Consider the following 26,634-nt stretch of genomic DNA (forward strand, 5'->3'; position numbering starts at 1 on the left):
CCGGATTCTATCGATTGCGGAACAAGCCGCCCAGTATGCCCCTGACGATGCGGCGGCCAGTTGTTCCTTTCAGCTCTTTGATCACGGCCTCGCTCATGGCCGTGGCGAAGGTATCCTTTTTGCGCGAAAGACGAGATGACGATCGCCCAACGCGGTTGCCCGAATACCTTCGGGCCGAGGCGTATTCGCGTTCTGCCGGGCTCTGCTGTTCCAGAACTTCGTCGGATTCCGCCTGTTCCGCCGCATTCGCAGCGGCATCCGCGCGCGCCTGCAGAATCTCAAACGCCGATTTGCGGTCGATACGCTTGCCGTATTTTGCATCCATCGGCGAAGCTTTGATCACCGACTGACGCTCAGCTTTGGTAATCGGACCAAGTTGGGAGCCCGGTGGCCGGATCAAAGTGCGCTCGACCACGCCCGGTACACCCTTCTTTTGCAGCATCGACGTCACGGCCTCGCCCACGCCCACCTCTCGGATTGCGGTCTCAGTATCGAAAGCTGGGTTTTCACGATAGGTCTCAGCAGCAAGTCGCAGATTCTTGCGGTCGCGCGCTGTGAAGGCCCGCAGCGCATGTTGGACCCGGTTGCCCAGCTGACCCAGAATATCTTCCGGGATGTCCGCCGGATTCTGCGAGATGAAATAAACGCCAACGCCCTTTGATCGGATCAGGCGCGCCACCTGCTCGACCTTGTCCACCAGCACTTTGGGGGCGTCCTCGAACAGCAAGTGCGCTTCATCAAAGAAGAACACCAGTTTCGGTTTTTCAGGGTCCCCCACTTCGGGCAGTTCTTCAAACAATTCGCTAAGCAGCCACAACAGGAAAGTCGCGTACAGACGCGGAGAGCCCATCAGCTTGTCAGAGGCCAGAATGTTCACCATCCCTTGCCCGTTCGCATCTGTCCGCATCAGGTCGGCCAGGTCCAACGCAGGCTCGCCAAACAGATTGGTACCGCCCTGATTTTCCAGAACCAGCAAGCGGCGTTGAATAGCACCGATCGAAGATGTCGAGACATTGCCATAGCGCAGCGATAGTTGGGCACGTTTCTCGCCTATCCAGACCAGCAATGCCTGCAGGTCTTTCAGGTCAAGCAGCGGCATGCCTTCTTCGTCTGCGACCCGAAAGGCGATGTTCAGAATGCCTTCCTGCGCCTCGCTCAGCTCCATCAGTCGCGATAGTAGCAGTGGGCCCATCTCTGTCACTGTGGTTCGGACCGGATGCCCCTGCTCGCCAAACAGATCCCAGAACGTGACTGGACACGCGGCGTAAGAGAATGTGCCGAACCCGATCTTCGCGGCCCGATCCAAAAAAGCCTGGTGTAATTTGTGGGTTTCGCTTCCAGGCAGCGCCAGCCCCGACAAGTCACCTTTCACATCGGCCAGAAACACTGGAACCCCTGCCTGTGAGAAGCCTTCAGCCAGAATTTGCAGCGTAACCGTTTTGCCCGTACCGGTCGCACCAGCAATCAGGCCATGGCGGTTCGCATATTTCAGCGACAGCCCCTGTGCCACTGAATAGCTGTCGCCACCACCGCCTACGAAGATCTTGTTGTCCATTGAAAATCTGTCCCGAATTCTACCGATCTGCTGCAAGCATACAAAGTTAACCTTTCGCTGCGAGAGTAAATGTTGCTTCTCGTGGCCTGGCTGCGGGGGCAAACTTCCTCCCTGTCGACTGGCCGTGCCTTTGGGCACGGCTTTTTTTTTAATTTCTACGAAAACCGAAAGACGCAAGAATAGTTTTTTAGGGTTAGGAGTTGACCAACGGGTTCCCCTTTCGTAACGTCTGCGCATAACTAAGTCGGCCAGTCCGACGGGGAGAAAATATTCAGGAAGGGAGCCGCTCCACCGGCTCCCTTTTTCGTTGCAGATCGCGGTGTTTCCCACGCATTTCGGCAAAAAACGATCAATTCCCGGTCTGGAATTCGGATTTACCCTGACACCACTGAATTGCGGTGATAGAGGAAACAAAAAACTGGATCAGTTAGATGAGGCATTCATGATCAGGAAACTTGTCCCTTTTAATGTGGCGGCCGCAGCACTGTTATGCGGAACAGCATTTGCGCAGGAAACCACACAGCAACCTGAAGCCGGTGCTGAAGCCGAAGTTGGCAGCGATCTGGATCTGGGTGAATCCGGTCCCCGTGTTGGCGAGCAATACGTCAAAGAACAAACGGGTGAATGGAATATTTCCTGCATCAAAACCGAAGGCGAAGACGATCCCTGCGCGATGGTTCAGATCCTCAATAACCAACAGGGTGATCCGATTGCCGAAGTTTCGATCGGAAAACTGCCCGAAGGCGGTGCCGCTGTTGCTTGGGCGAATGTCGTTGTACCGCTCGAAACCCTGCTGCAGGCGCAATTGGCTATGTCGATCGATGGGGCACCGCGCAAGCTTTACAATTATCACCACTGCATTCCGGTTGGCTGCGTGGCGCAACTGGGTTTGACTCAGGGTGATATCGACGCGATGAAATCAGGCCAAAAGGCGGTGCTGTCGCTGGTTCCTGCGCGCCTGCCAGATCAGGTTCTGAATATGGACATGTCTTTGTCTGGCTTCACAGCAGGCTTTGACGGGCTGAATGTTTCCATAAACTAAGCCCCGCAAAAACATCGAATAAGAAAGCCGCCGTGATAACACGGCGGTTTCTTCATATACGCTTCAACGCAAGAACGGCGTTCAGCCCACCAAAGGCGAAAGCATTGCTAAGGGCGACATTAACTTTCGCCTCACGCGACTCGTTTGGCACCACATCCAGCGCGCATTCGGGGTCGGGCTCTTCATAGCCAATGGTCGGGGCGATCACCCCGTCGCGCAGGGCCATGATACAGGCTAATAGCTCAACTGCGCCGGTACCGCCGATCAGGTGTCCGTGCATGGACTTTGTTGACGAAATCATCAGATCGTCGGCGTGTGGACCAAACACACCAGCAACGGCTGCACATTCGGTTTTGTCATTTGCAGCCGTGCCGGTCCCATGGGCATTTATGTAACCCACATCGCTTGCATTCAGCCGTGCATCCGATAACGCCCCGGCCATGGCCCGTGCTGCCCCTTGTTTGCTGGGCATAACTATGTCGGCCGCGTCCGAGGACATGGCAAAGCCCACGACCTCGCACAGGATATCTGCTCCGCGCGCGCGCGCGTGTTCGTATTCTTCGAACACAAAAACACCCGCACCTTCGCCTTGCACCATCCCGTTTCGGTTTGCGCTAAAGGGCCGACAGGCATCTTTTGACATGACGCGAAGCCCTTCCCATGCCTTGACGCCCCCAAAGCACAGCATCGACTCCGAGCCACCGGTCACCATTGCGGGCGCTGCCCCGCTGCGCACCATCTGAAATGCCTGCGCCATCGCATGGTTCGAAGACGCACACGCTGTTGATACTGTAAAGCTAGGGCCTTTGAGGTTGTGCTCCATCGAAACGTGGCTGGCCGCCGCGTTGTTCATCAGCTTGGGCACGACAAAAGGATGCACGCGATTTTTACCATCCTCGTAAACCGAGCGGTAGTTGTCATCCCAGGTGGAGACGCCACCACCGGCCGTTCCCAGCACCACCCCCGACCGCGCGGCTGTGTCACCCGAGAATACGATACCGGATTGATCGATCGCTTCTTTGGCGGCGGTTAACGTGAACTGCGTGAACCGATCATACAGCGTCATCTGTTGGCGGTTGAAACGGCCCTCGGCCTCAAAACCCCGGACTTGACCGCCGATCTTGATCGACAGGCGATCCACATCACGAAACTCAAGGTCGGAGATACCACAACGACCCTCGCGCATGGCTTCCAGAGTGTCGGGGACGGAATGGCCCAACGCGTTAATGGTGCCAGCACCCGTAATGACGACGCGTTTCATACCAGCGGTCAGACCTTTTCAGACACGAGTTTTTCGATACCCGCAATGATCGCTGTCACATTCGAAATGTCGAAATCGCCGGATGTGGGCTCGTTTGCGTTGAAGGGCACGGTGATATCGAACTCTTCCTCGATGGCAAAGATACTCTCAACAAGACCCAGGCTATCGATGCCCAATTCTTCGAGCGTACTGTCGGGCGTCACATCCGAAGGCTCAAGCACGGCCTGTTCGGCAATGATTGCTATGACGCGGTCGCTGATGCTCATCTCGATCCCCTGATTTTCGCCTTGGGGATGATTTAATCACTTGAAGGCTGTTTGAAAACAGCCTTTTTCAACGCCTCGACGTCGCGCGACAATCGGGGCAGACGACGTTGGGCTTTATATATCTCGGTATGGCTTTCCATTTTAATGCCCGGGTAGCCCATGATTACGCGACCAGCAGGAACATTTGACAGAATCTTGGTGCCGCCACCGGCAATCACGCCATCACCGATGAAAATATTATCGACAACACCAGTCTGACCACCCAGTACTACGTTATTACCAATCTCGACCGAACCAGAAACGCCGGTTTGCCCACATAACAAACAATCCTGCCCGACTCGGGTGTTGTGTCCCACGTGGACAAGATTATCCAGTTTCGATCCACTACCGATTACAGTATTGCGTATGGTCCCGTTGTCGACAGTGCAGTTCGAGCCGACCTCGACATCGTCGCCAATCTCGACCGCACCCAGCGAATGGATGCGCAACCAGCTTTGCGCCTTTGCATCCCCCTGATCACCCAGAGTTTTCCGCGCATTTTCGGCACCCGAGACTTCTGGTGTGACATAGCTGAAACCGTCCCCGCCGATACGGGCACCCGGCTGCGCGATAAAGCGATCACCGATTTGAGCCCGCGCACCGATGCTGACCATTTCGCGCAGCAGCGCGTTTTCACCAAGCGACGCATCCATACCGATCACGCAATGCGGGCCGATAACCGAACCCGCGCCGACGCGCGCGCGCGCACCGATAACAGCAAGCGGGCCGAGCGATACGTCAACCCCGATCTCGGCGGTTTCATCAATGACAGCCGATGGATGAATTCCCGGCGCAATCCCCTGCCCGCGATCCAGCATCGCGGTGATCCCTGCCATCGCCATGCGGGGGCGTTGCACAAAAATGGCGGCCTCAAGCCCCAGTGCTTTCCAGTCCGCGCCATCCCACAAAACCGCGGCCCGTGCTGTACCGGTCTCCAAGGCTTCAGCATATTTTGGCGACATCGCCATGGCCAGATCGGTTGGCCCGGCATCTCCCGGCTCGGCTGCCCGCAAGATGGTCAGACCAGTCTGGCCTTCTGCGACGACCCCCAGGGAATCGGCGATTTGTTGAACGGTAAACTGCATGTCGGGCGTCCTCGTGGCGGGATTTGCCTCGTGATTACCCTTGAACGTCCGGCAGGACCACCCCTGCCTTTTGCAGCGCTTCCCAGATCTTGCGATCCCGGTCATACACGTCGCGGCGATACTGCACCTCGCCTTTGGGGCCAATATAGGCCGTGCGATAAATCAGATGCACCGGAATTTTTTTATCCAGTTCAACCTTCGTTTCTTTGCCCGTGTTCAGAACGCGGTGGAAAAACGCCTTAGGATCCTCTTCCTGCTTGGCCAGCAGCTTATAGGCAAACTCGAACGGTTGCGCCAAACGGATGCATCCATGAGAGAATGCCCGAACCTCGCGTGCGAACAGAGATTTCTGAGGCGTATCATGCAGATAGATGTTGTACTTATTAGGGAACATGAACTTCACCAGCCCAAGTGCGTTGCTTTTGCTCGGGGGCTGACGCATGGAAAACGGGAAATTACGCGCAGTGAACTGGGTAAAGTCAACCGCTCCACGATTTACCTGACGGCCACGGCGGTCGGTGATCTGGATATGGCCGACAGCATTTGGATTGGCCCGTAATTGCGGCAGATATTCCTTCGTGATGATCGAGCGTGGCACATACCAACTTGGGTTGATCACCATATGCTCCATCTCATCCGAGAACTCTGGGCTACGGCGATCATGTGTGTTTTTGCCGATCACGGCACGAGTCTCAAACGTGACCTGCCCGTCATCGACGATCTTGGCAGAAAAATCGGCCAGATTCACCAGAATATGCCGCTCACCACGGTCTTTGGGTAACCAGCGCTCCCGTTCAAGCGCAACGTAAACAGCTTTCAAGCGGTCTGAAACTGGGCGATTGATCTCGGAAATAGTGCCTTTGCCAGCTACGCCATCCGCCTCAAGACCATGAGCAGCCTGAAAGGATTGCACCGCCGCAAACAGCGCATCATCATAGTTTGGGCTGGCAGTAGGCTTCAGATAACCCATCGCGACAAGTCGATTGCGCAGCCTGATGACACTGTTCCCTGTGTCCCCAAGCTCAAGCTTGGAGACAGGAACGGTCTCGCCCCAGCCACCTTGTGTCATCAGCGCTTCCAGCGCCTTCTTCTGTTTCAACAGCGCAAGATACTGGCGCGATTGAGGCATCATATCCCTGAAATAGGTATCACCCTGGCTGGAAACGAGCAGTTCAAGATGCTCTGCGGCGCTGTGTCGTTCCACCGCCCGCACTAGGCCGGGATCAATCTGCGAAGGCGTTACAGAACCGGAATGCAAGTCTCTGGCATATTTGACAAAAACCCGAGTCAGCTCGGCCTCGAGCATGCCCAGATCACGGGTGTTGCGCGCGTCCTGCATCTTTGTCTTCAAAGTCTGGACGTCGTAACGTGCCCCAGGCAATCCATGCAGATCGGTCGTCGAAAGCGCTTCGATCAGGGCTTTGCGTCGTGCAGAATGTTCGGGCGTATCGCCAACCCAAACCGGATCAAACCCGTTTGTGCGATAAAACTCAGCAATTGCCGGGCTGTTGGACACACTTTCCGCAACGGCCATTTGAAACGCTGTGCCATCCGTCCCCGCCTGCGCGACTGAGGCCGAAGCCACAAGGAAAGCGGCGATAAAAACACTTGAACGAGCACGGGTAACAAATGACATAGGATGGCCCTGTTTCTTCAATGACTTGTCACGCCCTATAAGCGGCGTCTGAAAATAATGTTTTGCTGAGCGCCTGATGTCTATTCACAAATTCATCACCAGACCGCTTCTTTGACCCCTGGTGCGCGTTTGCATCGCCGACGCGCGAACTGCGCCAAAAGCAAGCATACTTGCATCAGTTGCGCAAAAAACTGCCGAAATTTCCCCCTTGATTTGACTGCGACCAAAGATTTCTTGGCTGTTGATTCCTACTGTGCCATAAATCCCGCATCTGGGATGGGAAAAAATTAATACGGCGCGCGTAACATCGTGTGCAGGCAGGAACAGTACGGGACGAAACAAAAAATGACCAAGAGCAGTACCTCGGGCCTGACCCGGCGTGCCCTATTGGGCGCATTCGCCGCAACCGCAGTTGTTGCAGCCCCCACATATTCCAACGCAGCTGGTTTCCTTCGCGGCGGAGGTGATATTCGCCGTATCCGCATGTATTCCGGCCGTACCGGTGAACGTATCGATATGGTCTATTGGGTTGATGGCAAATACATCAAAGACGCAGTGAAAGAGGTCAACCACTTCATGCGCGACTGGCGCAGCGATCAAGTCAAGTCCGTGGACCTGAGGACCATCGACATCATGGCGGCCACTCATAACCTTCTGGATGTCAGCGAGCCATACATGCTGCTGTCGGGTTACCGCTCGCCGCAAACCAACGCAATGCTGCGCCGCCGCTCGCGGGGTGTTGCCAAGAATTCGCTTCATATGAAGGGTCAGGCTGCTGATCTGCGACTGTCATCACGCTCGGTCTCGCAAATGGGCAAAGCAGCGATGGCCTGCCGTGCCGGTGGCGTTGGACAGTACTATCGTTCGAATTTCGTTCACATGGATTGCGGTGTCATCCGCTCGTGGCGCGGCTAATCGAGCATTTCATCTTTCGCTGTTGCACAACCCCCATCAGATAGTTCTGGCGGGGGTTTTGTTTTGCTTGGAAAAACAGGTTCGTGCACCGTCAGTTCTGCGTAATATGACGACTAGCAAAGGTGAAATGGCGCACCTGAGAGGATTCGAACCTCTGGCCTCTGCCTTCGGAGGGCAGCGCTCTATCCAGCTGAGCTACAGGTGCCTTGGCCGTTAGCTACCCTCGTTCCAATCCGGGTGCAACTGCAAATCCGCAGTACGATCAGGCAAACAGATCGTGGGCAAGCTCCAACGCATCGATCAAAGTGTCGACCTCATCCGTCGTGTTATAAAGCCCAAAGCTGGCACGACAGGTAGCAGTGACCCCCAAATGGTCCATCAGCGGCCCGGCGCAATGGTGCCCTGCGCGCACTGCGACACCCTTTTTGTCCAGAATGGTAGAAACATCATGGGCATGCCCTGCCCCATCCAGAGTAAAGCTGAATATCGCGGCTTTGTTCGCTGTGGTGCCTTGAACCTGCAGCCAGTTCAATCCATTCAACCGTTGCATCGCATAGTCGCGCAAGCCGGCCTCATGCGATGCGATGCTCTCAATGCCAAGGTCCATCATATAGTCAAGCGCCACACCCAACCCGATGGTCTGCACGATGCCGGGGGTTCCGGCCTCGAACTTCATTGGAGGATCGTTGTAGATCACCTGATCCTTTGAAACCTCTTTGATCATGTCACCGCCACCTATAAAGGGGCGCATTTCAGCCATGCGGTCCGATTTGATAAAAATTGCGCCAGAACCGGACGGGCCGTACAGTTTATGACCCGTGATGGCATAGAAGTCACATCCGATGTCATCGACATTGACGGGCATATGAACCGCGCCCTGGCTGCCATCCACCAGAACCGGAACGCCTTTGGCGTGGGCGCCTTGCGTGATTGCTTTGACATCAACCACAGTGCCCAGCACGTTCGAGCACTGGGTCACCGCAACCAGCTTTGTCTTGGGGCCAATGGCGTCGATTACCGCCTGAGGGTCAAGATGGCCGGTCGCATCGACATCGACCCATTTCAGCACCACGCCCTGCCGTTCGCGCAGGAAGTGCCACGGTACGATGTTGGCGTGATGTTCCATCACGCTGAGGACAATCTCGTCCCCCGCCTGCAGGCGTGGCATTGCCCAACCGTAGGCGACCAAATTGATTCCCTCGGTCGTACCCGAATTCAGGACAATCTCATTCTCGTTTGATACGCCCAGAAACCGCGCAACCGTGCCACGGACGGCCTCATATTTCTCGGTCGCGAGATTTGACAGATAGTGAAGCCCTCGATGCACGTTCGAATATTCGAGCGCATAGGCCTGCGTGATCGCGTCGATCACCACCTGGGGTTTCTGCGCGGAGGCCCCGTTGTCTAGATAAGTCAGCGGCTTTCCGTTGACCTGACGTGACAGGATCGGAAAATCTGCGCGGATTTTTTGTACGTCATACATAGACAGGACTTCCCTATACAGACCCGGCGGGGATCAGCCAAAGAACAAACGGGACGGCCACAAGACCAGAGATCAGGATCACAACAAACGACTTTCCCAACGACTTAAATCGATGCGCCTCGTTGAGAAAATGCAGGGTGATGTAAAGGCTAAGACCCAGCATCGCCAGACTGGCCGGTAAGAATAGAAACGGCAGCGCTGCAACCAGCGCTAGAATGATTGCTTGCCCCGCAATTTGCAGGATTTGCAACCAGACAATCAGCGTCATGAAGTCATTGAACGTTCCCGTTCCACCCAGGACGCGGCCCACTAATAGGAACGTCACGACGCTGATCATGATTGCCGCAACGGAAACAAAAAGCGTCCTTGATAGTGGCTCAGCCAGTTGCTGAACATCCGGACTGATAAGCGGCAGGACGAAGCTGGACGCAGACTGGACCAGAGCGTTCAGGATCACCGCGAGAGAGAAGGCGAGCCACAGTACATCCGTACCCAGCCGCAACGCGAGCAATCGTCTTGCGGCTTCGGCTGGATTGGACAGGGTCAGAACGACCAGGTTGAGCAGTGCGGTGGAATTCATTTAGCAGCCTTTTGCGATTGCTTGAGGCCCGACAACCAGAACCAGAGAAAAACCGCAACCCATAACAGCCCCACAAGTGTTTGCGCTGACCCGGGGCCGATGAAACCGGACACCAGCCCATTCAGCAACACCAAAGGCGCTGACGCGAGAAGCGCCCAGAACAAGGCTAGCCGCGCGCCGAAACCATCACCTTTTCCACCCAAAATCCGGGCCACTAGATGTGTAAGCCCGGCAAGTAGGTAAAGCACAAGCGGCATACAGATCACCCAGGCAAATAGACCGCCTGCCAGCAAAGCGTTCAGTTCTTGCCCCGTAGCATGAGCCTCGCGGGCCAGTCGCGGGGTGTCTGCGATGAACACAATGGTGCAGGCGATCATGACGATGGCCAATGCGCGATCCTCGCGCGGCCCCATATCAAGCAGCCGACGCACCACACGCCCCGGTCCGCGATACGTGGCCACGATATCAGTTGTGACAGGCATCAGCGGCGGCGTGCCAGCCAATCTTGCAATCGGGACACGATATCAGCTGCCAGATCCTCGTCCTCGATTTCATCAACGGCTTCAGCCAGGAAGGCCAGTGTCAACATGTCGGTTGCTTCTGCCGTTGGGACGCCACGGGAGCGCAGGTAGAACAAAGCCGTTTCATCAATGGCGCCCGAGGTCGAACCGTGCGAACACGCCACGTCATCGGCGTAAATCTCAAGCTCGGGTTTGGCGAGGAACTGACTGTCATCGTCCAGAAGCAGCGACTGGCTGATCTGGTAACCGTCGGTTTTCTGAGCACCTTCCTTCACCAAGATCTTGCCCTGAAAAACACCCGTCGCACCATTGCGAAGCACCTTCTTGAACACTTGGCGGCTCTCGCAATTCACCGCATCATGGGTGACAAAGACCGTGTCATCATGGAGAAAATCACCGTCTCCAACACACGCACCCGCCACGTGAGCGACCGCATCGTCACCCGTCAGTTCGACGACTTGCTCGTTTCGCGTCAAAACTCCGTTCACGGTCAGCGTGAAGGATTTATAAACGGATTCTTTGCCAAGCCGCGAGAACATATGAGTCGCCGCACGGCGTTGATGATCCCTGCCCTGCGCACGGATATGATGCAGCGTGCCATTGTCGGCGATATCGATCTCCATGCATTTGTTGAAGCGCGACGCTGCGGGTCCGTTTTCAAGGATCGTGACTTCGGCACCGCTTTCAACCCGAACGACGTGATGCAGGATCGCATCCGACGTTTCAGATTCATGGCGATAAATCAGGTTAATCGGTTTGCTCGGCTTGCCGGATACATGAATGGCAACTCCATCTGACGCATAGGCCGTGTTCAGCGCCGCCAAGGGACGCGCCACTGGATCTTGGCCTTTTGCTTCAAGAACGCCGTATAACTCTTTGGCCCAATGGATATCTTTGCAACAGATATCTTCCAGCCGATCGATCGTTACACCCTCCAGAGACAGATCATCAGACTCTTCCGGGCTGAATACGCCATCAATGAAAACGATCTTCAGTCGGTCGAGCGCGTGGAACAGAGCCGGTTCATCCGTTTTGAACAAAGCAGCACTGGGAGCTTCCGCAGAGACCAGAGTGTCTGGACGGGTATATTTCCAGTATTCATCTCGACGACTGGGCAAACCCATCGCGCGTACACGTGCAATTGCGGCTTCGCGCGCTTTGCGTGTGCATCCCGCATCCGGCATGGTCAGCGCTGCCAGCCGTTCCTCGGTCGCCGTTTGTTTTGCTTGGGGCAAAGCCATCAGTTCACCTCAGCCAGTATGTCGGCATAGCCGTTGTTTTCAACTTCCAGCGCCAGTTCGGGACCACCGGATTTCACGATACGACCATCCGCCATGATGTGAACCACGTCAGGTTTGATGTGATCGAGAAGCCGCTGATAGTGCGTGATAACAAGGAAACCCCGCCCTTCATCGCGCAGGGCGTTCACACCCTCGGCCACCAGTTTCATCGCGTCCACGTCAAGGCCCGAGTCTGTCTCATCCAGGATGCACATCTTCGGCTCAAGCATCGCCATTTGCAGGATTTCGTTGCGCTTTTTCTCACCACCCGAAAAGCCAACATTGACCGGACGTTTCAACATTTCAGCGTCGATTTTCAGCGCCTTGGCCTTGGCACGAACCTCTTTCAAAAAATCCGTCGCCGACAGCTCTTCCTCGCCACGTGCTTTGCGCTGCGCATTCACGGCGGTGCGCAGGAAGGTCATGTTGCCCACACCGGGAATCTCGACCGGGTACTGGAACGCCAGAAACACACCTGCGGCTGCACGTTCTTCCGGTTCCATCTCAAGCAGATCCTCGCCATCAAGCGTCGCGCCGCCCTCGGTCACCTCATAGCCATCACGACCAGACAACACGTAGCTGAGCGTTGATTTGCCCGAGCCATTGGGCCCCATGATCGCATGCACCTTGCCAGGCTCGACCGTCAGGTCGACCCCCTTAAGAATTTGCTTGTCTTCTTCCTCAAGTTTGACGTGCAGGTTATTGATTTCCAGCATTTTCTGTCCTTTAGCATCTCGCAAGGGGCGCATTGCGACCCCGATAAGTTCTTATCCCAGCACCTTGCGGATCACGCGGGCGATGATCCATCCAAGCAACGCGCCTGCGCCCACTGCCCAAACCGGGTTTATGAAGTCCATGTACTTGGTATTGACGTAAGCAACCCCCAACAGGCCGCCGAGCACCGGCAACGCATAGCCAAGCACGGTCAGGACATCGTCCTTTCGGATTCGCTGTTGGGGTTTTGGTGTCATCAGCCGACTGATCCCTCAAGGCTGATTGCCACAAGCTGTTGCGCTTCCATCGCAAATTCCATCGGCAGCGCCTGCAGAACGTCCTTGCAAAACCCGTTGACGACCAAGGCCACGGCTTCTTCCTCGTCCATGCCACGCTGACGGCAATAGAACAGCTGATCGTCATCCACTTTTGATGTCGTCGCCTCGTGCTCGACCCGAGATGAGTTGTTCTTCACCTCGATATACGGAACCGTATGCGCCCCGCATTTGTCGCCAATAAGCAAGCTGTCGCACTGCGTATAGTTGCGGCTATCCTTGGCCTTTGGATGCATCGACACCAGACCACGATAGGTGTTCTGCGCCTTACCGGCACTGATCCCTTTCGATACGATCCGCGACTTGGTGTTCTTGCCCAGATGAACCATCTTGGTGCCGGTATCGGCCTGCTGCATGTTGTTGGTGATCGCGATCGAGTAGAACTCACCCTGGCTATCGTCGCCACGCAGGATGCAAGACGGGTATTTCCAGGTTACGGCTGAGCCGGTTTCGACCTGCGTCCACATCACCTTGGAGCGATCACCCCGACAATCGGCGCGCTTGGTCACGAAGTTGTAGATACCGCCCTTGCCATTCTCATCTCCGGGGAACCAGTTCTGAACGGTCGAGTATTTCACCTCGGCATCTTCTTCGACGATGATCTCGACAACCGCCGCGTGCAACTGAGCGGTGTCGCGCTGGGGCGCGGTGCAGCCTTCCAGATATGAGACGTAAGAGCCCTTGTCGGCGATGATCAGCGTGCGCTCAAACTGGCCGGTATTTTCAGCATTGATGCGGAAATATGTGCTCAGTTCCATCGGGCAGCGTACGCCCGGCGGGACGTAGACGAATGAACCATCCGAGAATACAGCCGAGTTGAGCGTGGCATAGAAATTGTCCGAGACCGGTACGACCGTCCCCAGGTATTTCTTGACGAGTTCCGGATGCTCTTTGATCGCCTCGGAAATCGAGCAGAAGATAACGCCGGCTTTCTTCAACTCTTCCTGAAAAGTCGTCCCGACCGAAACCGAGTCAAATACTGCATCAACAGCAACCTTACGGCCTTCTGCCGGTGCATTCTCAGCGCCCTCGACACCTGCCAGGATCATCTGTTCTTTCAGAGGGATACCCAGCTTTTCGTAAGTCGCCAGAAGTTTGGGATCGACCTCATCAAGAGATTTGGGTTTATCTTCCATCGATTTCGGACGGGCATAATAATACTGGTCCTGAAAGTCGATCGGCGGGTAGTGCACCATCGCCCATTTAGGCTCTTCCATCTGGGTCCAGCGCTCGAACGCGGCCAGACGCCATTCGGTCATCCACTCAGGTTCATCATTTTTGTCCGAGATCAGACGAACGATATCGGGATTCACGCCTTTTGGCGCATACTCCATCTCGATATCAGTTTCCCAGCCGTATTTATAAGTGCTGACCTCGCGAACCGCGTCTACGGTTTCCTGATCGACACCCTCTTTCACCTGGGTCTGGTCCAAAGCGGCCATAATTCACCCTCCGTCAGATCACGCGGCCCGCGCGCGATGCTTTTTCTCTTTTTCAAGCCACGTTTCCGCGAAACGCAGCACATCTTCTTCCGTCGTTTCTGGCCCCAGCGATACGCGGATTGCGCTGGAGGCCGTCATCTCATCAAATCCCATGGCCGTCAGTACGGCGCTTGCGCGAACCTTGCCGCTGGAACAGGCCGAGCCTGCGCTGATCGCAAATCCCGACAAATCCATCTGCATGACCTGGGTCTCACCCTTCCAGCCCGGTGTGGCGAAGCACAGAGTGTTGGGGAGTCGCCCTTGGTCTTTCCCGACAAAAATAGTAGCTTTCGTACCAGCCTCAAGAGCGTTTTCTAGAATATTTCTAAGTTCTGCAACGTTTTCCCAAACGCCATTTGCTAAATCACGGGACGCGGCTTCAGCTGCTGCTCCGAACCCCGCAATTCCAGTGACATTTTCTGTACCCGAGCGACGCCCCATCTCCTGCCCGCCGCCCTTGATTTGCGCAGCAAGATCGGTGCCGCGTTTCATCACCAACGCCCCGATCCCTTTTGGCCCGCCAAGTTTGTGGGCTGAAATCAGCGCCATCTCAGCCCCCAGCCAGTTGAAGGCTATCGGCAACTTACCAAAAGCCTGAGTCGCGTCGGTGACCGCAAGACCGGCAGGCAAAGTTTGAACAATTCCAGTTTCCGAATTGGCCAGTTGTAGCGTGGATCGGGAAGCGTCCGGCACGTCAACGTAACCGCCTTGGGAGACAGGCAGAACCTCATTAATCCAAGCTCTTACCGCGTCATGTTCAATCGCTGCACCTTGAAGATCGCGCCCCGCCATGGCCAAAGCCGCTGCCTCCGTCGCACCAGAAGTAAACACGATGTCGGCACCATCGGCCCCAAACGCTGTTGCGATTTGAGCCCGCGCTTTCTCGACCACCGCTTTTGCGGCGCGCCCTTCGGCATGGACCGAGGACGGATTGCCCACCAAATCCATCGCCGCGATCATTGCATCGCGGGCCTCGGGCCTCAGAGCGGCGGTTGCGTTATGGTCGAGATAAACCCGTTTCATAGATGTATCTTTTCCAAGATGGGTTTTGACGGAACACAGAAAAACGTCATCAGATCAATCGTCCACGACTGCGAACAAGCTAGGAACAGCGGGACACGGTGCAAGATCATTCCGAATTACATCCGACAGCCGCGTTTGATGCAGGAATACGTAAACATTCGCGCTCAGGCTTTCCCACAACCGATTGGTCAGTGACTGCGCCCGGCTGCCCGAAGACGCGCCCGAGGCACCTGCCCCCTTGTGCATCGCATCCACCGTCTCATCAACCGCGGCCAGTATCTCGACCACACGGATTTCCGAGGCAGGTCGCGCCAGGCGATAGCCCCCACCCGGTCCGCGTACTGAACTGACCAGATCAGCTCGGCGCAGTTTCACGAAAAGCTGCTCCAAATACGGCAGTGAAATATCCTGACGTTCGGAAATCTCGCCCAACGTGACGAGTTTGTCCGAGGACTGAAGTGCGATATCCGCCAGCGCAACCATCGCATAGCGGCCTTTGGTCGACAGCTTCATTTTGTTTCCTTCAGGCAAGAACTGCGCGAAAACATTGACGTCGCCCGAGCCAGTGCGTATCTCCCACTGACAGCGTTTTCACGCGACACAATGTAATTAGAACCGTTCTAAGGTACCTGAGGATTACCGTCAAGATAATCTCGGGGCCGACGCGTCAAAAAACAGGACCAAAGCACACATGCCCGAGGTGATTTTTCCCGGACCCGAAGGCCGCCTGGAAGGCCGCTACCACCCGCAAAAGGAAAAAGACGCACCGATCGCTATCGTGCTTCACCCGCATCCACAATTTGGCGGGACCATGAACAACAAGGTGGTCTATAACCTGCATTACGCCTTTTACAACATGGGCTTCACGGTTCTGCGTTTTAACTTTCGCGGCGTTGGTCGCAGCCAGGGTGAGTATGACCAGGGTGTAGGTGAGCTGAGCGATGCAGCATCAGCGCTGGATTACCTTCAGTCGATGAACAACAACTCCAAGCATTGCTGGGTCGCTGGGTTCTCGTTCGGTGCTTGGATCGGAATGCAGCTTCTGATGCGCCGCCCCGAGATCACTGGCTTCATCAGTGTATCGCCGCCCGCAAACATGTACGACTTTTCGTTCCTGGCCCCCTGCCCGTCTTCTGGCTTGATCATCAACGGATTGGCGGACCGTGTGGCACCGCCTGCAGACACTGCGTCTCTGGTCGGAAAGCTGCATGAACAAAAGGGTATCACCATCACCCATAATGAGGTGGAAGGTGCCGATCACTTCTTCCAAGACCGCCACATGGACACGCTGATGACAGATGTGACGGATTACGTGAAACGCCGCCTGACAGAGAATACGCGCTGATGTCCGATACCATCACTACCCTCGCCGCCAGATTGGCCGAGGACACGATGAAGGTTATGGACGAGACAGGCGAGGATCGATTCTTTGTGGAGGTTGGAGACGTTCTCGGTGCAGCCTCGCAATCCCTGGAAGAAGCGTTCTTGACCGAAATCCGGGTTAGGCTGGCGGAACGCAAGGCGCGTCAATTCGTGGTGAAAAGACTGTCTGAACATCGATCCAAGCTGAAAGCGATCGAAAAGCAGTAAAGATTGCTTAGCGTCTGAAGAAAAGAAAAGGAGCCCGAAAGCTCCTTTTCGAGGATATCGCTCGGTGGGCGCCTAAACCGGAAAACCTGTGAACCGCTCAACATTCTGGGCTGCATCAATGTCGACGGACCCCCCGTCTGCAAGCCACCCCAACGCCACAATCAATACCGAAGCGATAATGACCGATTTTGCAAAAGTCGTCATCTTATCAAACTCATTAAAAACACACTAAAAACAATCGAGTGTTTAGCACATATGCAAAAGCCCGAATAGTCGGGTTTACCTGACCTTTGGTAAAGTTAGGGTTTTGATCATCTGCATCTGAATCCCCTTGCCCAAATGATCGCAAGTATGCTCAACCTTTCGCGATAATTCAGAGAGGCATCGCTCGTGCCAAAGACCTACCTAATCCTAATGTTGGCTGTTATCGCGGAAACCATCGGCACGACTGCGTTGCAGGCTAGCCATCAGTTTACGCGATTTTGGCCGTCGGCTCTTGTCGTGGTTGGCTATGGGTCGGCCTTTTATCTTATGGCCCTCACGTTAAAGGTCATGCCTGTGGGCATTGTCTATGCAATCTGGTCGGGCCTTGGTATTGCCCTGATCGCACTGATTGGATTTCTGGTTTTTGGCCAAAAACTCGATTGGCCCGCAGTCTTGGGTCTGGGCATGATTTTGAGCGGCATTCTGATCATCCACCTGTTTTCAGCTACAGCGGGCCACTGACCGCCGGTTAGGGCTGGTATATTTTGTCGCGCCGCGTTATGCGCGCGGCAACTTCCCGTTCAAAGGCTGACCTCTCATGGACCTGCGCAACATCGCAATCATCGCTCACGTGGACCACGGCAAGACGACCCTGGTGGATGAGCTGCTTAAACAATCCGGCGCGTTCCGGGAAAACCAGGCCGTGGCAGAACGCGCCATGGACAGCAACGACCTGGAACGCGAACGCGGCATTACCATCCTGGCCAAAGCCACCAGCGTTGAGTGGAAGGATACCCGCATTAACATCGTCGACACCCCCGGCCACGCTGATTTCGGTGGGGAAGTCGAACGTATTCTCAGCATGGTCGACGGCGTTGTACTGCTGGTCGATGCCGCCGAAGGCCCGATGCCGCAAACCAAATTCGTGACCTCAAAGGCGCTGGCTTTGGGCCTGCGCCCGATTGTCGTGCTGAACAAGGTCGACAAACCCGATGCCGAGCCTGATCGCGCGCTGGACGAATGTTTCGACCTTTTCGCCAACTTGGGCGCCGATGACGATCAGCTGGACTTCCCGGCCATGTATGCTTCGGGCCGGTCCGGCTGGGCCGATATGGAGCTTGACGGTCCGCGCAAGGACTTGACCGCCCTGTTCGATCTGATCGTTGATCACGTCCCCGCCCCCAAGCAGATCGAGAAAAAGGACGAACCGTTCAGGATGCTCGCCACCACTTTGGGCAGCGATCCATTCATCGGTCGCATTCTGACCGGTCGCGTGGAAAGTGGAACTCTGAAAGCAGGTGACAGCCTCAAGGCACTCAGCCGAGACGGCACCCAGATTGAAAGCTTCCGCGCGTCGAAAATACTGGCATTCCGTGGATTAGCTCAACAACCCATCGACGTCGCCGAAGCAGGCGACATTGTCACGATTGCGGGTATGAGCAAAGCCACCGTGGCAGATTCCCTTGTATCACCGCAAGTCGAAGAGGCCCTGCCTGCCCAGCCTATCGATCCGCCAACCATCACAGTGACCTTCGGCATAAACGATTCCCCGCTGGCCGGTCGTGACGGCAAAAAGGTTCAGTCTCGGGTCATTCGTGATCGCCTGATGAAAGAAGCCGAATCGAACGTAGCCATCCGCATCAGCGACACGCCCGGCGGTGAGGCTTTCGAGGTTGCTGGTCGCGGCGAATTGCAGATGGGTGTTCTGATCGAAAACATGCGCCGCGAAGGATTCGAACTCAGCATCTCGCGCCCACAGGTTTTGTTCCGCGAGGAGGACGGCCAGCGCCTTGAACCTATCGAAGAAGTCACGATCGATGTGGATGATGAATATTCTGGCGCGGTGATCGAGAAAATCACTGGTGCGCGCAAAGGTGAACTGGCTGAAATGCGCCCTGCAGGGGCAGGCAAGACCCGGATCATCGCCCACGTGCCGTCTCGTGGCCTGATCGGCTATCACGGAGAGTTCCTGACCGACACACGTGGAACTGGTGTTTTGAACCGGGTCTTCCACGGCTGGGCAGCCCATAAAGGGCAGATTCCTGGTCGACGTGCGGGTGTTCTGATCTCGATGGAAAACGGTCAGGCGGTCGCCTATGCGCTGTGGAATTTGGAAGAGCGTGGCCGCATGTTTGTTGGACCGCAAACTGATGTCTATCAGGGCATGGTGATCGGTGAACATTCGCGAGACAATGATCTGGAAGTGAATCCGCTGAAAGGTAAAAAGCTAACTAACGTGCGTGCCAGTGGATCGGACGACGCAGTAAGGCTGACCCCTCATATTCAGTTCTCGCTTGAAGAGGCAATCGCCTATATCGACGACGATGAACTGGTCGAGGTGACGCCTAATGCGATCCGGCTTCGCAAACGTTATCTGGATCCGCACGAGCGTAAACGGATGTCAAAATCAGCCTGATCAATGCTGTGAACTTGTTCACGTTTTGGAAACATTGCCACATTCGTGACATTTTTGCGTCAGGCTAGAAACAACATAGAAAAAGAAGACCTGGTGCAACAGCAGGTCTTCTTTTTGTTTTTTATGGATTAATCGTGTTTGAGTGAGCTGGATCACAGAAATCCAACAGAAAGTTTGCTTGAAAATAGGCGATAGAAAGAGGACTTTGTGTTCAAAGTGTGACGCCGTTTGAGTATACGGCAATTTAGTTAACGAGTGCTTAAGGAGCGTGCGATGCGCATTAGATCCAAACTGTTATCGATTGCTTTTGCTTCTGCAATCTTACCCTTCACCTTCGGAAATTCCGCTCAGGCAGCTGGTACGTGCACTGTGAGCACGGCCAAACAGTCTGTTTCTTCGAACACTCTTTGTGCGTGTGACGTGGTTACTTCGGGCATGCTCCGGTATATCCAGCGACGCGCCGACTTCGAGTCGATCCTGGAGCGTACAATTCTTGATTGCCCGCGATTTGCAGCTGTTTTGACTGACTTGCCTACGGCGAGCATCGGCATTAACCCGCAGCGCACGGGTGACGGTGCCTCAGACGAAAGAACCGAGCGAGATAGGCCTGATACCCCGGTCACACCCGATACGCCTGACACACCTGATACGCCTGACACACCCGATACGCCTGAGAAGCCAAACGGCGACGACGAAAAAGCCAAGGAAGAAAGAAAAAAGGCAAAGGAAAACAGGAAAAAGGCGAAAGAAGAGCGTGAAAAGGCAAGGGAATACAGGGAAAGAGTCAAAGATAAAAGAAAGACAATCAAGCAGCACCGGCAAACGGCTAAAGACTATTCTGAAAAAGCCAAGCAACTACGTGACGCTGGCGATAAAAAGGGTGCGAAGCAGGCAAGGGAACAAGCGCGACTGTTTGCTGGGTGGGCCAAAGAAAGCCAAGCTTGGGCTAATGAGCAACGTGCCTACGCACAACAACATGCCGCTAACGCCAAGATGTACCGGGAAAGTGCCCGGCAGTCGCAAGAGCGTTTGGGAAAACTGTCAATAGCCGAAGCCAAACGGGTCAAAGACAGGGCCAAATCCCAAGAACGCAGAGCTGAGCGCGAAAAAGAGGATGATCGCGGTCATTAATTCCTTCGATCAGGGTTGGGCGCGACCATGGCGCCACTGACGAGAATAGCGGATGGGCGGCGTGCAGATGCACCCGCCCACTCTAGTTGAGGTCGAAGAACTCAGCTTTTTCCATAAACTCCCAGCCATCTGGCGGGCTGCTTAGGATCTTGCATCCTCAGGAACAGATAGCGCGTCGCCTTCCAAGGCTTGATCTGATTGGTCAAATTATCCAGAACCAGATCGCCGTCGCTTGACCGATAGACCAAAACAGCATGAGAGTTTCTGCGCGTATCCAACACTGTCGCGAGCAGTAGTTTACGAGGGTCGAAACCGGCCTGGATCAAGTCTCTTTTCTTTAGAAGCGCAAAATCTTCGCAGTCACCACCGCGCGACGTTGGAAGCGCCCAAAGTTCACTGGTTTTGTATTGCGACTGATCCGTGACCTCTCGCGTGGATCGATTAACGCGGCGGTTGATCTCTTTGACAAGTTTCAATTCTTGGCTGGTGGATAAGGAACCGATACCTTTTTGCGCACATGCCCAGGAATATTTACCGCAAAGCTGACGCGCACCGGAGGGTGGTGGCGAGGCAGCGATACTCGGGATAAACGCGGCATCTTTCGCCGATGCTTCAGTCCCAAACAACAGCGAACCGTTAATCAGGGTAGCCAAACCAAACAGCCCGCCAAGCTTGGCAGCGCTCTTTAAGTGGGCGTCTAAGGTCGTACCAAAGAATTTCATGCCTGTCCCTCGAGTCCTATTAGTCCCTGCAAACTGCGTGGATCAGAACCCATCTGTACACCGGACCATATCCGCAAACCGTGGTTGTCACGCAATCAAATCCGAGATTGAGCGGAAAAAACGGCGGAAATTCGTCACTTTTCGTGACCATTTCCGCGCAAGAAAGTGGCGCGAAGTGCCACAATCGGACAGAGAAATGTGTTCAAAGCCAACCGGAAGTATGCACAACCCATTGTAATAATGTGTATAAATTCAGAGCGATCGTGAAGAGCCGCCCACGCTAAAATGCATGGCAGGTCGCACGGCTCTGGGCCGGGCAGAATTTGCAAATTTCATGCGAAGGTAGTTTGAGCCTGATTCTCAGTCGGTAATTTCAACGACCACCAGCTCTCGTTCGCTAGCGCCACGGGCATGATCCAATGCCTGCTGATATGCAGGAGAATTGTAGCACTCTACCGCAGCCTCGACGGTTGGGAAGCGGGCGACCACATTGCGTGGTCGCTCTTTGCCCTCTAACTGCACGTAACGTGCCGCGCGGGCGATGAATTCACCCCCATGCGCCGCAATTGCCGGCCCTGCAAGCTCGGCGTATTTTCCATAAGCATCGGCGTCTGTCACAGTGACGTGTGCGATCCAAAGTGCTGGCATCTTATCCTCCCAAAACCTGTTCAGCGGCCTTGATTGCAGCCTCTGCATTCGAGGCATCCTTGCCCCCACCCTGTGCCATGTCAGGCCGTCCACCACCGCCCTTGCCGCCAAGTTCAGTCACCGCCGCGCGGACCAGATCCACCGCAGATACCGTGTCTGTCAGGTCCGAAGTGACACCCGCTGCGACAGCCGCTTTGCCCCCAGTATCAGCAATCAATAATACTGCGCCCGTACCCAGACGGCTTTTGTGCTCATCAATCAACGCAGGCAGGTCCTTTCCGGAAACACCCGTGAGCGACTGCGCAAAGAACGCCACACCGTTCACATCGCGCGCTTCAGCGCCACTGCCCTGTCCCGCACCTCCGGCCATCGCCAGATCGCGGCGCAACTGCGCAACTTCGTTCTGCAGCGATTTACGCTCGTCCAACAGAGTCTTCACACGTGCCACAACGTCATCCGGCTGGGCTTTCAACTCAAGCGCAATCGCTGAAAGGCGATGGTCCTGTTTCGACAGATACTTAAACGCGTCATCACCGGTCAAAGCCTCGATCCGCCGCACGCCCGCACTGCTGGCACTGTCGCCCAGCACGACAAAGGTTCCGATATCACCGGTCTGGCGCACATGGGTGCCGCCACACAGTTCAATCGACCATGTCTGACCATCCTGGCCTTTGCCGGTGGGTGCTTTGCCCATCGAAACCACACGCACCTCATCCCCGTATTTCTCACCGAACAGAGCTTGAGCACCCAGTTCACGGGCGTCATCAGGTGTCATAATCCTAGTTTCCACGGTTGAGTTTTGCCGGATGAATGCGTTCACCTCTCGCTCAACTTTCTGCACTTCTTCCAGTGTCAGAGCCTTGGAATGGCTAAAATCGAACCGCAAACGATCTGATGCGTTAAGCGACCCGCGCTGCGCCACGTGGTCACCCAATGTCTCACGCAGAGCTTCATGCAGAAGGTGCGTCGCGGAGTGGTTGGCACGAATGGCCGTGCGGCGCGCGTGATCGACTTCCAGCTCAACTGCGTCACCTTTTGAGATCGCCCCATGATCAATCGTGACCTTGTGAGCATAGACTTTGCCATCAGCAAACTTTCTGGTGTCTTCAACGCGGGCGATATCGTCGCGCTCATCCAGCCTGCGAATTTCACCGGTGTCGCCGACCTGGCCGCCGGCCTCGCCATAGAACGGTGTCTGATTGACTACGACCCAGCCGGTACCACCCTTCTCGATCTTGTCGACCAATACACCATCGACCACCAACGCAGCGACCTGCCCTTCGGCCTTTTCAGTATCGTAGCCAAGGAAATCGGTCGCACCGGCCGCATCCAGCACATCGAACCAAACCACCTGATCGGCAGATTCGCCAGACCCGGCCCACGCCGCGCGAGCCTTGGCTTTTTGTTCGGCCATGGCCACGTCAAATCCATCGGTGTCGACGGTTCGACCTTTCTCGCGCAGCGCATCCTGCGTCAGATCGAGCGGGAAACCATAGGTATCATACAGTTTGAACGCCGCGTCTCCGGGTAGTGGATCGCCTTCAGGTAAGCCCGAGACTTCCTCATCCAACAGCTTCAGACCGCGATCCAAAGTTTGCTTGAACCGAGTTTCCTCAAGCAGCAGTGTCTCTTCGATCAGTGGCTGCGCCTGACCAAGCTCTGAATATTGCGCACCCATCAATTGCACCAGCGTGGGTACCAGGCGGTGCATCACCGGATCTTTGGCCCCCAACAGATGCGCATGGCGCATCGCGCGGCGCATGATACGGCGCAGAACATACCCTCGCCCATCATTTGACGGCATCACACCATCCGCGATCAGGAACGAAGTTGAACGCAAGTGGTCCGCAATCACGCGATGATGCACGTTTTGATCCCCATAAGGATCAACACCGGTCGCATCCGCGGAGGCTTCGATCAGCGTTTTGAACAGATCGGTGTCATAATTGTCGTGGCTGCCTTGCAGCAACGCTCCAATGCGTTCCAATCCCATGCCGGTGTCGATCGACTGCATGTCGAGTTCGACCATCGAGCCGTCTTCGAACTGTTCGTTCTGCATGAAAACGATGTTCCAGATTTCGATGAACCGATCACCATCTTCCTCAGCCGAACCCGGAGGCCCACCCCAGATGTGATCACCGTGGTCATAGAAAATCTCGGTGCACGGGCCGCAGGGGCCGGTAGGGCCCATTTGCCAGAAATTGTCATTGGTAGCGATGCGGATGATCCGGTCTTCAGGGACACCAACCTTTTTCCAGATTTCAAATGCCTCATCATCGGTGTGATAAACAGTGGCCAACAGACGGTTCTTATCGATACCAAACTCTTTGGTGATCAGTTCCCAAGCGAACGGTATCGCCTCATGCTTAAAGTAATCCCCGAATGAGAAATTCCCCAGCATTTCAAAGAACGTATGGTGGCGAGCGGTATAGCCCACATTGTCCAGATCGTTGTGTTTGCCGCCTGCACGCACGCATTTCTGTGCAGTGGTAGCACGGCTGTAGTCGCGGGTTTCAACGCCAGTAAACAGATTCTTGAACTGAACCATACCCGAGTTGACGAACATCAGTGTCGGATCATTGCGCGGAACCAGCGGGCTGGACGCAACCACTTCGTGCCCCTGCTTGGCAAAGTAGTTCAGGAAGGTAGATCGAATGTCGTTCAGCGTTGGCATAAGGCTCTCTCGGCGCGCAGTCGTTATGGTCAGCAAAGGTTTAGCCCCACCCCCCGAGAGTGTCCACAGCATTGGCCCATCCGAAACGAAACAAGGCGGCCCCGAGGGGCCACCCTGTTCCAGATATTTTAGCACTACCGGGGTGCCGGGGGATTTCTTCGGTTCCCCCTCAGGCACGCTTTAAGCTTCGAGGATGTCATCCTCTTCCGTTTCGGGTGGCATTTCAAAGTCTAACCCATGCGCGGCACGTATTTTGTCTTCGATCTCGAGCGCCGCACGGGAATTGTCACGCAGATATTGCTTGGCATTCTCACGCCCCTGCCCGATCCGCTCATCACCATAGCTAAACCACGAACCCGACTTTTCGACCACACCGGCCTTGACGCCCAGATCCAGAAGCTCACCCATTTTGCTGATGCCTTCGCCATACATGATGTCGAATTCCACCTGCTTGAACGGCGGTGCCACCTTGTTCTTGACGACCTTGACGCGGGTCTGGTTGCCCACAACTTCGTCCCGATCCTTGATCGCACCGATACGGCGAATATCCAGACGGACCGAGCTGTAGAATTTCAACGCATTACCACCGGTAGTGGTTTCCGGGCTGCCAAACATCACACCGATCTTCATCCTGATCTGGTTTATGAAGATCACCATGCAGTTCGAGCGATTGATCGAGCCGGTCAGCTTGCGCATCGCCTGGCTCATCAGCCGGGCCTGAACACCCACGCTGCTGTCACCCATGTCGCCTTCCAACTCGGATTTCGGCGTCAGCGCCGCAACCGAGTCGACCACGACCATGTTCACGGCCCCCGACCGCACCAAGGTGTCGGTGATCTCAAGTGCCTGCTCGCCGGTGTCGGGCTGAGAGATCAGCAATTCATCCAGATCCACACCCAGCTTGCGCGCATATTGAGGGTCCAGTGCATGTTCTGCGTCGACGAACGCGCAGACTCCGCCGCGTTTTTGCTGTTCAGCGATGCAGTGCAGCGTCAGCGTGGTCTTACCCGAGCTTTCCGGGCCATAAATCTCGACGATCCGGCCCATCGGCAAGCCGCCGATCCCCAGAGCGATATCCAAGCCCAGCGATCCGGTCGAACTCGCATCGATATCCTGCTTGGAATCTTCGCCCAACTTCATGATCGAGCCTTTGCCGAACTGCCGTTCGATCTGGGCCAATGCGCTGTCGAGCGCCTTTTGCTTGTCTGCGTTTTTCTTGTCGCTCATCGTCAGAAGATCCGCCATTGTCCTGTCGCCTTCTCTTTTGTCACACCCTTGATCGGGCGGCAATCGCTGCTTTGTTCGCCTCTTGTTCCTTATGAGACCAAAAAGAGAACATTTCAACTAAAACTTATGAAAACTACTTTTCAGCAATTGTGTTAAAGAGTCGTTTACGACAATCTGAGACATGAAAGGCATTGAAGAGAAAAGATAAATGCTTGTTTTCTATGAAAAGCGGCTGGCGCTTCTGTCTGTTCCAAAGACCGGCAGCACAGCGTATCAGTCGGCCTTGCGCGACCGGGCTGACATCGTCGTGTCCGGCCCAACTGACCTGAAACATGCGAACATGCGTCGCTATGATCGCTTCTTCCAGACAATGTTCCGAAAGATGTGTGATACCGAAATGGACGTCATGGCCATTGTGCGCGAACCCATCGATTGGCTGGGAAGCTGGTATCGATATCGAACGCGCCCTGAATTGGCCGATCATGCGCATTCCACGAAGGATATTAGCTTCGAGGCGTTCCTGAACGCCTATATGCAGAATCCCCGCCCGGCCTTCGCAGATGTGGGATGCCAGACCGAGTTTCTGCAACCCCGCAGCAACGGCGCGGGCGTGACCCATATCTTCAAATATGACAACCAGCAGAAGATACTGGAATTCCTTCAGAATCGGCTGGAATGCGATATCGAACTGTCGCGTGAGAATGTCTCACCCACCTGCCCGATGAACATTTCAAATCAGACCGAACACCGGTTCCAGACGTTGAACGCCGCTGAATACGCGTTGTATCAATCCGCCGAATAGTGGT

The 26,634-nt window shown here is 55.2% G+C and carries 27 protein-coding genes and 1 tRNA gene; 8 read left to right on the plus strand and 20 right to left on the minus strand.

Annotated features, from left to right (window positions below; genetic code table 11):
* Positions 1 to 7: 7 nt before the first annotated feature.
* On the minus strand, positions 8 to 1,555 hold the full coding sequence (locus ACR0NE_RS05455; RefSeq protein WP_170595589.1) for a helicase HerA-like domain-containing protein: 1,548 nt from the start codon (positions 1,553 to 1,555) through the stop codon (positions 8 to 10).
* A gap of 442 nt (positions 1,556 to 1,997) precedes the next feature.
* Here ACR0NE_RS05455 and ACR0NE_RS05460 point away from each other — a divergent pair, with 442 nt between their 5' ends.
* Positions 1,998 to 2,597 carry an invasion associated locus B family protein gene (locus tag ACR0NE_RS05460; RefSeq protein ID WP_170393045.1) on the plus strand — a complete coding sequence of 200 codons (600 nt, stop codon included), beginning with the start codon at positions 1,998 to 2,000 and terminating at the stop codon, positions 2,595 to 2,597.
* 52 nt (positions 2,598 to 2,649) lie between these two features.
* Here the strand turns inward: ACR0NE_RS05460 and ACR0NE_RS05465 are convergent, their stop codons facing one another.
* From ACR0NE_RS05465 to ACR0NE_RS05480, 4 genes are read right to left on the minus strand one after another with little or no spacing between them, the layout of a single operon-like run.
* On the minus strand, positions 2,650 to 3,858 hold the full coding sequence (locus ACR0NE_RS05465) for a beta-ketoacyl-[acyl-carrier-protein] synthase family protein (RefSeq protein ID WP_170595586.1): 1,209 nt from the start codon (positions 3,856 to 3,858) through the stop codon (positions 2,650 to 2,652).
* A gap of 8 nt (positions 3,859 to 3,866) precedes the next feature.
* Positions 3,867 to 4,124 (minus strand): acyl carrier protein, encoded by a 258-nt coding sequence (locus ACR0NE_RS05470; protein WP_170393043.1) that lies wholly within the window; start codon positions 4,122 to 4,124, stop codon positions 3,867 to 3,869.
* A 32-nt stretch (positions 4,125 to 4,156) separates the two neighbouring features.
* The gene (gene lpxD / locus ACR0NE_RS05475; protein ID WP_170595584.1) at positions 4,157 to 5,248 is read right to left on the minus strand and encodes a UDP-3-O-(3-hydroxymyristoyl)glucosamine N-acyltransferase; all 1,092 of its coding nucleotides are present in this window, start codon (positions 5,246 to 5,248) and stop codon (positions 4,157 to 4,159) included.
* Between the two features lie 34 nt (positions 5,249 to 5,282).
* A complete protein-coding gene (locus ACR0NE_RS05480) occupies positions 5,283 to 6,884 on the minus strand; it encodes a L,D-transpeptidase family protein (protein WP_170595582.1) in 1,602 nt (533 codons plus the stop codon).
* 345 nt (positions 6,885 to 7,229) lie between these two features.
* Between ACR0NE_RS05480 and mepK the strand changes: the two genes are divergently transcribed.
* Complete coding sequence (gene mepK, locus ACR0NE_RS05485) at positions 7,230 to 7,799, plus strand: peptidoglycan L,D-endopeptidase MepK (protein WP_170393040.1); 570 nt, start codon at positions 7,230 to 7,232, stop codon at positions 7,797 to 7,799.
* Between the two features lie 128 nt (positions 7,800 to 7,927).
* Here the strand turns inward: mepK and ACR0NE_RS05490 are convergent.
* The 10 genes from ACR0NE_RS05490 to iscR form a co-directional block, all read right to left on the minus strand.
* Positions 7,928 to 8,004: transfer RNA gene (locus ACR0NE_RS05490), tRNA-Arg, on the minus strand.
* Positions 8,005 to 8,061: 57 nt separating this feature from the next.
* A complete protein-coding gene (locus tag ACR0NE_RS05495) occupies positions 8,062 to 9,282 on the minus strand; it encodes a cysteine desulfurase (protein ID WP_170595580.1) in 1,221 nt (406 codons plus the stop codon).
* A 13-nt stretch (positions 9,283 to 9,295) separates the two neighbouring features.
* Positions 9,296 to 9,862, minus strand: a complete 567-nt coding sequence (locus tag ACR0NE_RS05500) for a Yip1 family protein (RefSeq protein ID WP_170393038.1) — start codon at positions 9,860 to 9,862, stop codon at positions 9,296 to 9,298.
* Positions 9,859 to 10,344: a YIP1 family protein gene (locus ACR0NE_RS05505; protein ID WP_170595578.1), complete on the minus strand. Its 486-nt coding sequence runs from the start codon at positions 10,342 to 10,344 to the stop codon at positions 9,859 to 9,861. The genes ACR0NE_RS05500 and ACR0NE_RS05505 overlap by 4 nt, the downstream gene beginning before the upstream one ends.
* Complete coding sequence (gene sufD, locus ACR0NE_RS05510) at positions 10,344 to 11,624, minus strand: Fe-S cluster assembly protein SufD (protein ID WP_170393036.1); 1,281 nt, start codon at positions 11,622 to 11,624, stop codon at positions 10,344 to 10,346. The genes ACR0NE_RS05505 and sufD overlap by 1 nt, the downstream gene beginning before the upstream one ends.
* A complete protein-coding gene (gene sufC / locus ACR0NE_RS05515; protein WP_170393035.1) occupies positions 11,624 to 12,379 on the minus strand; it encodes a Fe-S cluster assembly ATPase SufC in 756 nt (251 codons plus the stop codon). The genes sufD and sufC overlap by 1 nt, the downstream gene beginning before the upstream one ends.
* Before the next feature lie 51 nt (positions 12,380 to 12,430).
* Complete coding sequence (locus ACR0NE_RS05520; RefSeq protein WP_170405842.1) at positions 12,431 to 12,634, minus strand: hypothetical protein; 204 nt, start codon at positions 12,632 to 12,634, stop codon at positions 12,431 to 12,433.
* Positions 12,634 to 14,154, minus strand: a complete 1,521-nt coding sequence (gene sufB, locus ACR0NE_RS05525) for a Fe-S cluster assembly protein SufB (RefSeq protein WP_170393033.1) — start codon at positions 14,152 to 14,154, stop codon at positions 12,634 to 12,636. Before sufB ends, ACR0NE_RS05520 begins: the two co-directional genes overlap by 1 nt.
* Before the next feature lie 18 nt (positions 14,155 to 14,172).
* On the minus strand, positions 14,173 to 15,216 hold the full coding sequence (locus ACR0NE_RS05530) for a cysteine desulfurase family protein (protein WP_170393032.1): 1,044 nt from the start codon (positions 15,214 to 15,216) through the stop codon (positions 14,173 to 14,175).
* A 54-nt stretch (positions 15,217 to 15,270) separates the two neighbouring features.
* Positions 15,271 to 15,729, minus strand: coding sequence for a Fe-S cluster assembly transcriptional regulator IscR (gene iscR, locus ACR0NE_RS05535; RefSeq protein WP_170393031.1), 459 nt, complete (start codon positions 15,727 to 15,729; stop codon positions 15,271 to 15,273).
* Positions 15,730 to 15,907: 178 nt separating this feature from the next.
* On the opposite strand from iscR, the gene ACR0NE_RS05540 reads away from it, so the two are divergent.
* Both ACR0NE_RS05540 and ACR0NE_RS05545 read left to right on the plus strand, forming a co-directional pair.
* Positions 15,908 to 16,561, plus strand: a complete 654-nt coding sequence (locus ACR0NE_RS05540; protein WP_008758207.1) for an alpha/beta hydrolase — start codon at positions 15,908 to 15,910, stop codon at positions 16,559 to 16,561.
* Positions 16,561 to 16,806, plus strand: a complete 246-nt coding sequence (locus ACR0NE_RS05545) for a hypothetical protein (protein WP_170393030.1) — start codon at positions 16,561 to 16,563, stop codon at positions 16,804 to 16,806. Before ACR0NE_RS05540 ends, ACR0NE_RS05545 begins: the two co-directional genes overlap by 1 nt.
* A gap of 72 nt (positions 16,807 to 16,878) precedes the next feature.
* Here ACR0NE_RS05545 and ACR0NE_RS05550 read toward each other — a convergent pair whose 3' ends face one another.
* Complete coding sequence (locus ACR0NE_RS05550; RefSeq protein ID WP_255612097.1) at positions 16,879 to 17,010, minus strand: hypothetical protein; 132 nt, start codon at positions 17,008 to 17,010, stop codon at positions 16,879 to 16,881.
* A gap of 186 nt (positions 17,011 to 17,196) precedes the next feature.
* Between ACR0NE_RS05550 and ACR0NE_RS05555 the strand changes: the two genes are divergently transcribed.
* From ACR0NE_RS05555 to ACR0NE_RS05565, 3 genes are all read left to right on the plus strand, one after another.
* On the plus strand, positions 17,197 to 17,532 hold the full coding sequence (locus tag ACR0NE_RS05555) for a DMT family transporter (protein WP_480453698.1): 336 nt from the start codon (positions 17,197 to 17,199) through the stop codon (positions 17,530 to 17,532).
* A 76-nt stretch (positions 17,533 to 17,608) separates the two neighbouring features.
* Entirely contained in the window at positions 17,609 to 19,426 is a 1,818-nt protein-coding gene (gene typA, locus ACR0NE_RS05560) for a translational GTPase TypA (protein WP_170595576.1), read from the plus strand.
* A gap of 273 nt (positions 19,427 to 19,699) precedes the next feature.
* Complete coding sequence (locus ACR0NE_RS05565) at positions 19,700 to 20,557, plus strand: hypothetical protein (protein ID WP_170393028.1); 858 nt, start codon at positions 19,700 to 19,702, stop codon at positions 20,555 to 20,557.
* A 101-nt stretch (positions 20,558 to 20,658) separates the two neighbouring features.
* Here the strand turns inward: ACR0NE_RS05565 and ACR0NE_RS05570 are convergent, their stop codons facing one another.
* The 4 genes from ACR0NE_RS05570 to recA all read right to left on the minus strand — a co-directional run bounded on the left by ACR0NE_RS05570 (position 20,659) and on the right by recA (position 25,846).
* A complete protein-coding gene (locus ACR0NE_RS05570; RefSeq protein ID WP_170595574.1) occupies positions 20,659 to 21,279 on the minus strand; it encodes a transglutaminase-like cysteine peptidase in 621 nt (206 codons plus the stop codon).
* A 360-nt stretch (positions 21,280 to 21,639) separates the two neighbouring features.
* The gene (locus tag ACR0NE_RS05575) at positions 21,640 to 21,927 is read right to left on the minus strand and encodes a DUF1330 domain-containing protein (protein WP_170393026.1); all 288 of its coding nucleotides are present in this window, start codon (positions 21,925 to 21,927) and stop codon (positions 21,640 to 21,642) included.
* A gap of 1 nt (position 21,928) precedes the next feature.
* Positions 21,929 to 24,601 (minus strand): alanine--tRNA ligase, encoded by a 2,673-nt coding sequence (gene alaS / locus ACR0NE_RS05580; RefSeq protein ID WP_170596106.1) that lies wholly within the window; start codon positions 24,599 to 24,601, stop codon positions 21,929 to 21,931.
* Between the two features lie 180 nt (positions 24,602 to 24,781).
* A complete protein-coding gene (gene recA, locus ACR0NE_RS05585; RefSeq protein WP_170595572.1) occupies positions 24,782 to 25,846 on the minus strand; it encodes a recombinase RecA in 1,065 nt (354 codons plus the stop codon).
* A 190-nt stretch (positions 25,847 to 26,036) separates the two neighbouring features.
* Between recA and ACR0NE_RS05590 the strand changes: the two genes are divergently transcribed.
* Positions 26,037 to 26,630 (plus strand): sulfotransferase family 2 domain-containing protein, encoded by a 594-nt coding sequence (locus ACR0NE_RS05590; RefSeq protein ID WP_170595570.1) that lies wholly within the window; start codon positions 26,037 to 26,039, stop codon positions 26,628 to 26,630.
* The last annotated feature ends 4 nt before the right edge of the window (positions 26,631 to 26,634 follow it).

It is taken from the genome of Ruegeria sp. C9, assembly GCF_056537585.1.

Excerpts from the sequence above, each read along its gene's own strand:
- ACR0NE_RS05455 (WP_170595589.1), bottom strand. The coding sequence starts at position 1,555 with ATGGACAACAAGATCTTCGTAGGCGGTGGTGGCGACAGCTATTCAGTG.
- ACR0NE_RS05460 (WP_170393045.1), top strand. The coding sequence starts at position 1,998 with ATGATCAGGAAACTTGTCCCTTTTAATGTGGCGGCCGCAGCACTGTTA.
- ACR0NE_RS05465 (WP_170595586.1), bottom strand. The coding sequence starts at position 3,858 with ATGAAACGCGTCGTCATTACGGGTGCTGGCACCATTAACGCGTTGGGC.
- ACR0NE_RS05470 (WP_170393043.1), bottom strand. The coding sequence starts at position 4,124 with ATGAGCATCAGCGACCGCGTCATAGCAATCATTGCCGAACAGGCCGTG.
- lpxD (WP_170595584.1), bottom strand. The coding sequence starts at position 5,248 with ATGCAGTTTACCGTTCAACAAATCGCCGATTCCCTGGGGGTCGTCGCA.
- ACR0NE_RS05480 (WP_170595582.1), bottom strand. The coding sequence starts at position 6,884 with ATGTCATTTGTTACCCGTGCTCGTTCAAGTGTTTTTATCGCCGCTTTC.
- mepK (WP_170393040.1), top strand. The coding sequence starts at position 7,230 with ATGACCAAGAGCAGTACCTCGGGCCTGACCCGGCGTGCCCTATTGGGC.
- ACR0NE_RS05495 (WP_170595580.1), bottom strand. The coding sequence starts at position 9,282 with ATGTATGACGTACAAAAAATCCGCGCAGATTTTCCGATCCTGTCACGT.
- ACR0NE_RS05500 (WP_170393038.1), bottom strand. The coding sequence starts at position 9,862 with ATGAATTCCACCGCACTGCTCAACCTGGTCGTTCTGACCCTGTCCAAT.
- ACR0NE_RS05505 (WP_170595578.1), bottom strand. The coding sequence starts at position 10,344 with ATGCCTGTCACAACTGATATCGTGGCCACGTATCGCGGACCGGGGCGT.
- sufD (WP_170393036.1), bottom strand. The coding sequence starts at position 11,624 with ATGGCTTTGCCCCAAGCAAAACAAACGGCGACCGAGGAACGGCTGGCA.
- sufC (WP_170393035.1), bottom strand. The coding sequence starts at position 12,379 with ATGCTGGAAATCAATAACCTGCACGTCAAACTTGAGGAAGAAGACAAG.
- ACR0NE_RS05520 (WP_170405842.1), bottom strand. The coding sequence starts at position 12,634 with ATGACACCAAAACCCCAACAGCGAATCCGAAAGGACGATGTCCTGACC.
- sufB (WP_170393033.1), bottom strand. The coding sequence starts at position 14,154 with ATGGCCGCTTTGGACCAGACCCAGGTGAAAGAGGGTGTCGATCAGGAA.
- ACR0NE_RS05530 (WP_170393032.1), bottom strand. The coding sequence starts at position 15,216 with ATGAAACGGGTTTATCTCGACCATAACGCAACCGCCGCTCTGAGGCCC.
- iscR (WP_170393031.1), bottom strand. The coding sequence starts at position 15,729 with ATGAAGCTGTCGACCAAAGGCCGCTATGCGATGGTTGCGCTGGCGGAT.
- ACR0NE_RS05540 (WP_008758207.1), top strand. The coding sequence starts at position 15,908 with ATGCCCGAGGTGATTTTTCCCGGACCCGAAGGCCGCCTGGAAGGCCGC.
- ACR0NE_RS05545 (WP_170393030.1), top strand. The coding sequence starts at position 16,561 with ATGTCCGATACCATCACTACCCTCGCCGCCAGATTGGCCGAGGACACG.
- ACR0NE_RS05550 (WP_255612097.1), bottom strand. The coding sequence starts at position 17,010 with ATGACGACTTTTGCAAAATCGGTCATTATCGCTTCGGTATTGATTGTG.
- typA (WP_170595576.1), top strand. The coding sequence starts at position 17,609 with ATGGACCTGCGCAACATCGCAATCATCGCTCACGTGGACCACGGCAAG.
- ACR0NE_RS05565 (WP_170393028.1), top strand. The coding sequence starts at position 19,700 with ATGCGCATTAGATCCAAACTGTTATCGATTGCTTTTGCTTCTGCAATC.
- ACR0NE_RS05570 (WP_170595574.1), bottom strand. The coding sequence starts at position 21,279 with ATGAAATTCTTTGGTACGACCTTAGACGCCCACTTAAAGAGCGCTGCC.
- ACR0NE_RS05575 (WP_170393026.1), bottom strand. The coding sequence starts at position 21,927 with ATGCCAGCACTTTGGATCGCACACGTCACTGTGACAGACGCCGATGCT.
- alaS (WP_170596106.1), bottom strand. The coding sequence starts at position 24,601 with ATGCCAACGCTGAACGACATTCGATCTACCTTCCTGAACTACTTTGCC.
- recA (WP_170595572.1), bottom strand. The coding sequence starts at position 25,846 with ATGGCGGATCTTCTGACGATGAGCGACAAGAAAAACGCAGACAAGCAA.
- ACR0NE_RS05590 (WP_170595570.1), top strand. The coding sequence starts at position 26,037 with ATGCTTGTTTTCTATGAAAAGCGGCTGGCGCTTCTGTCTGTTCCAAAG.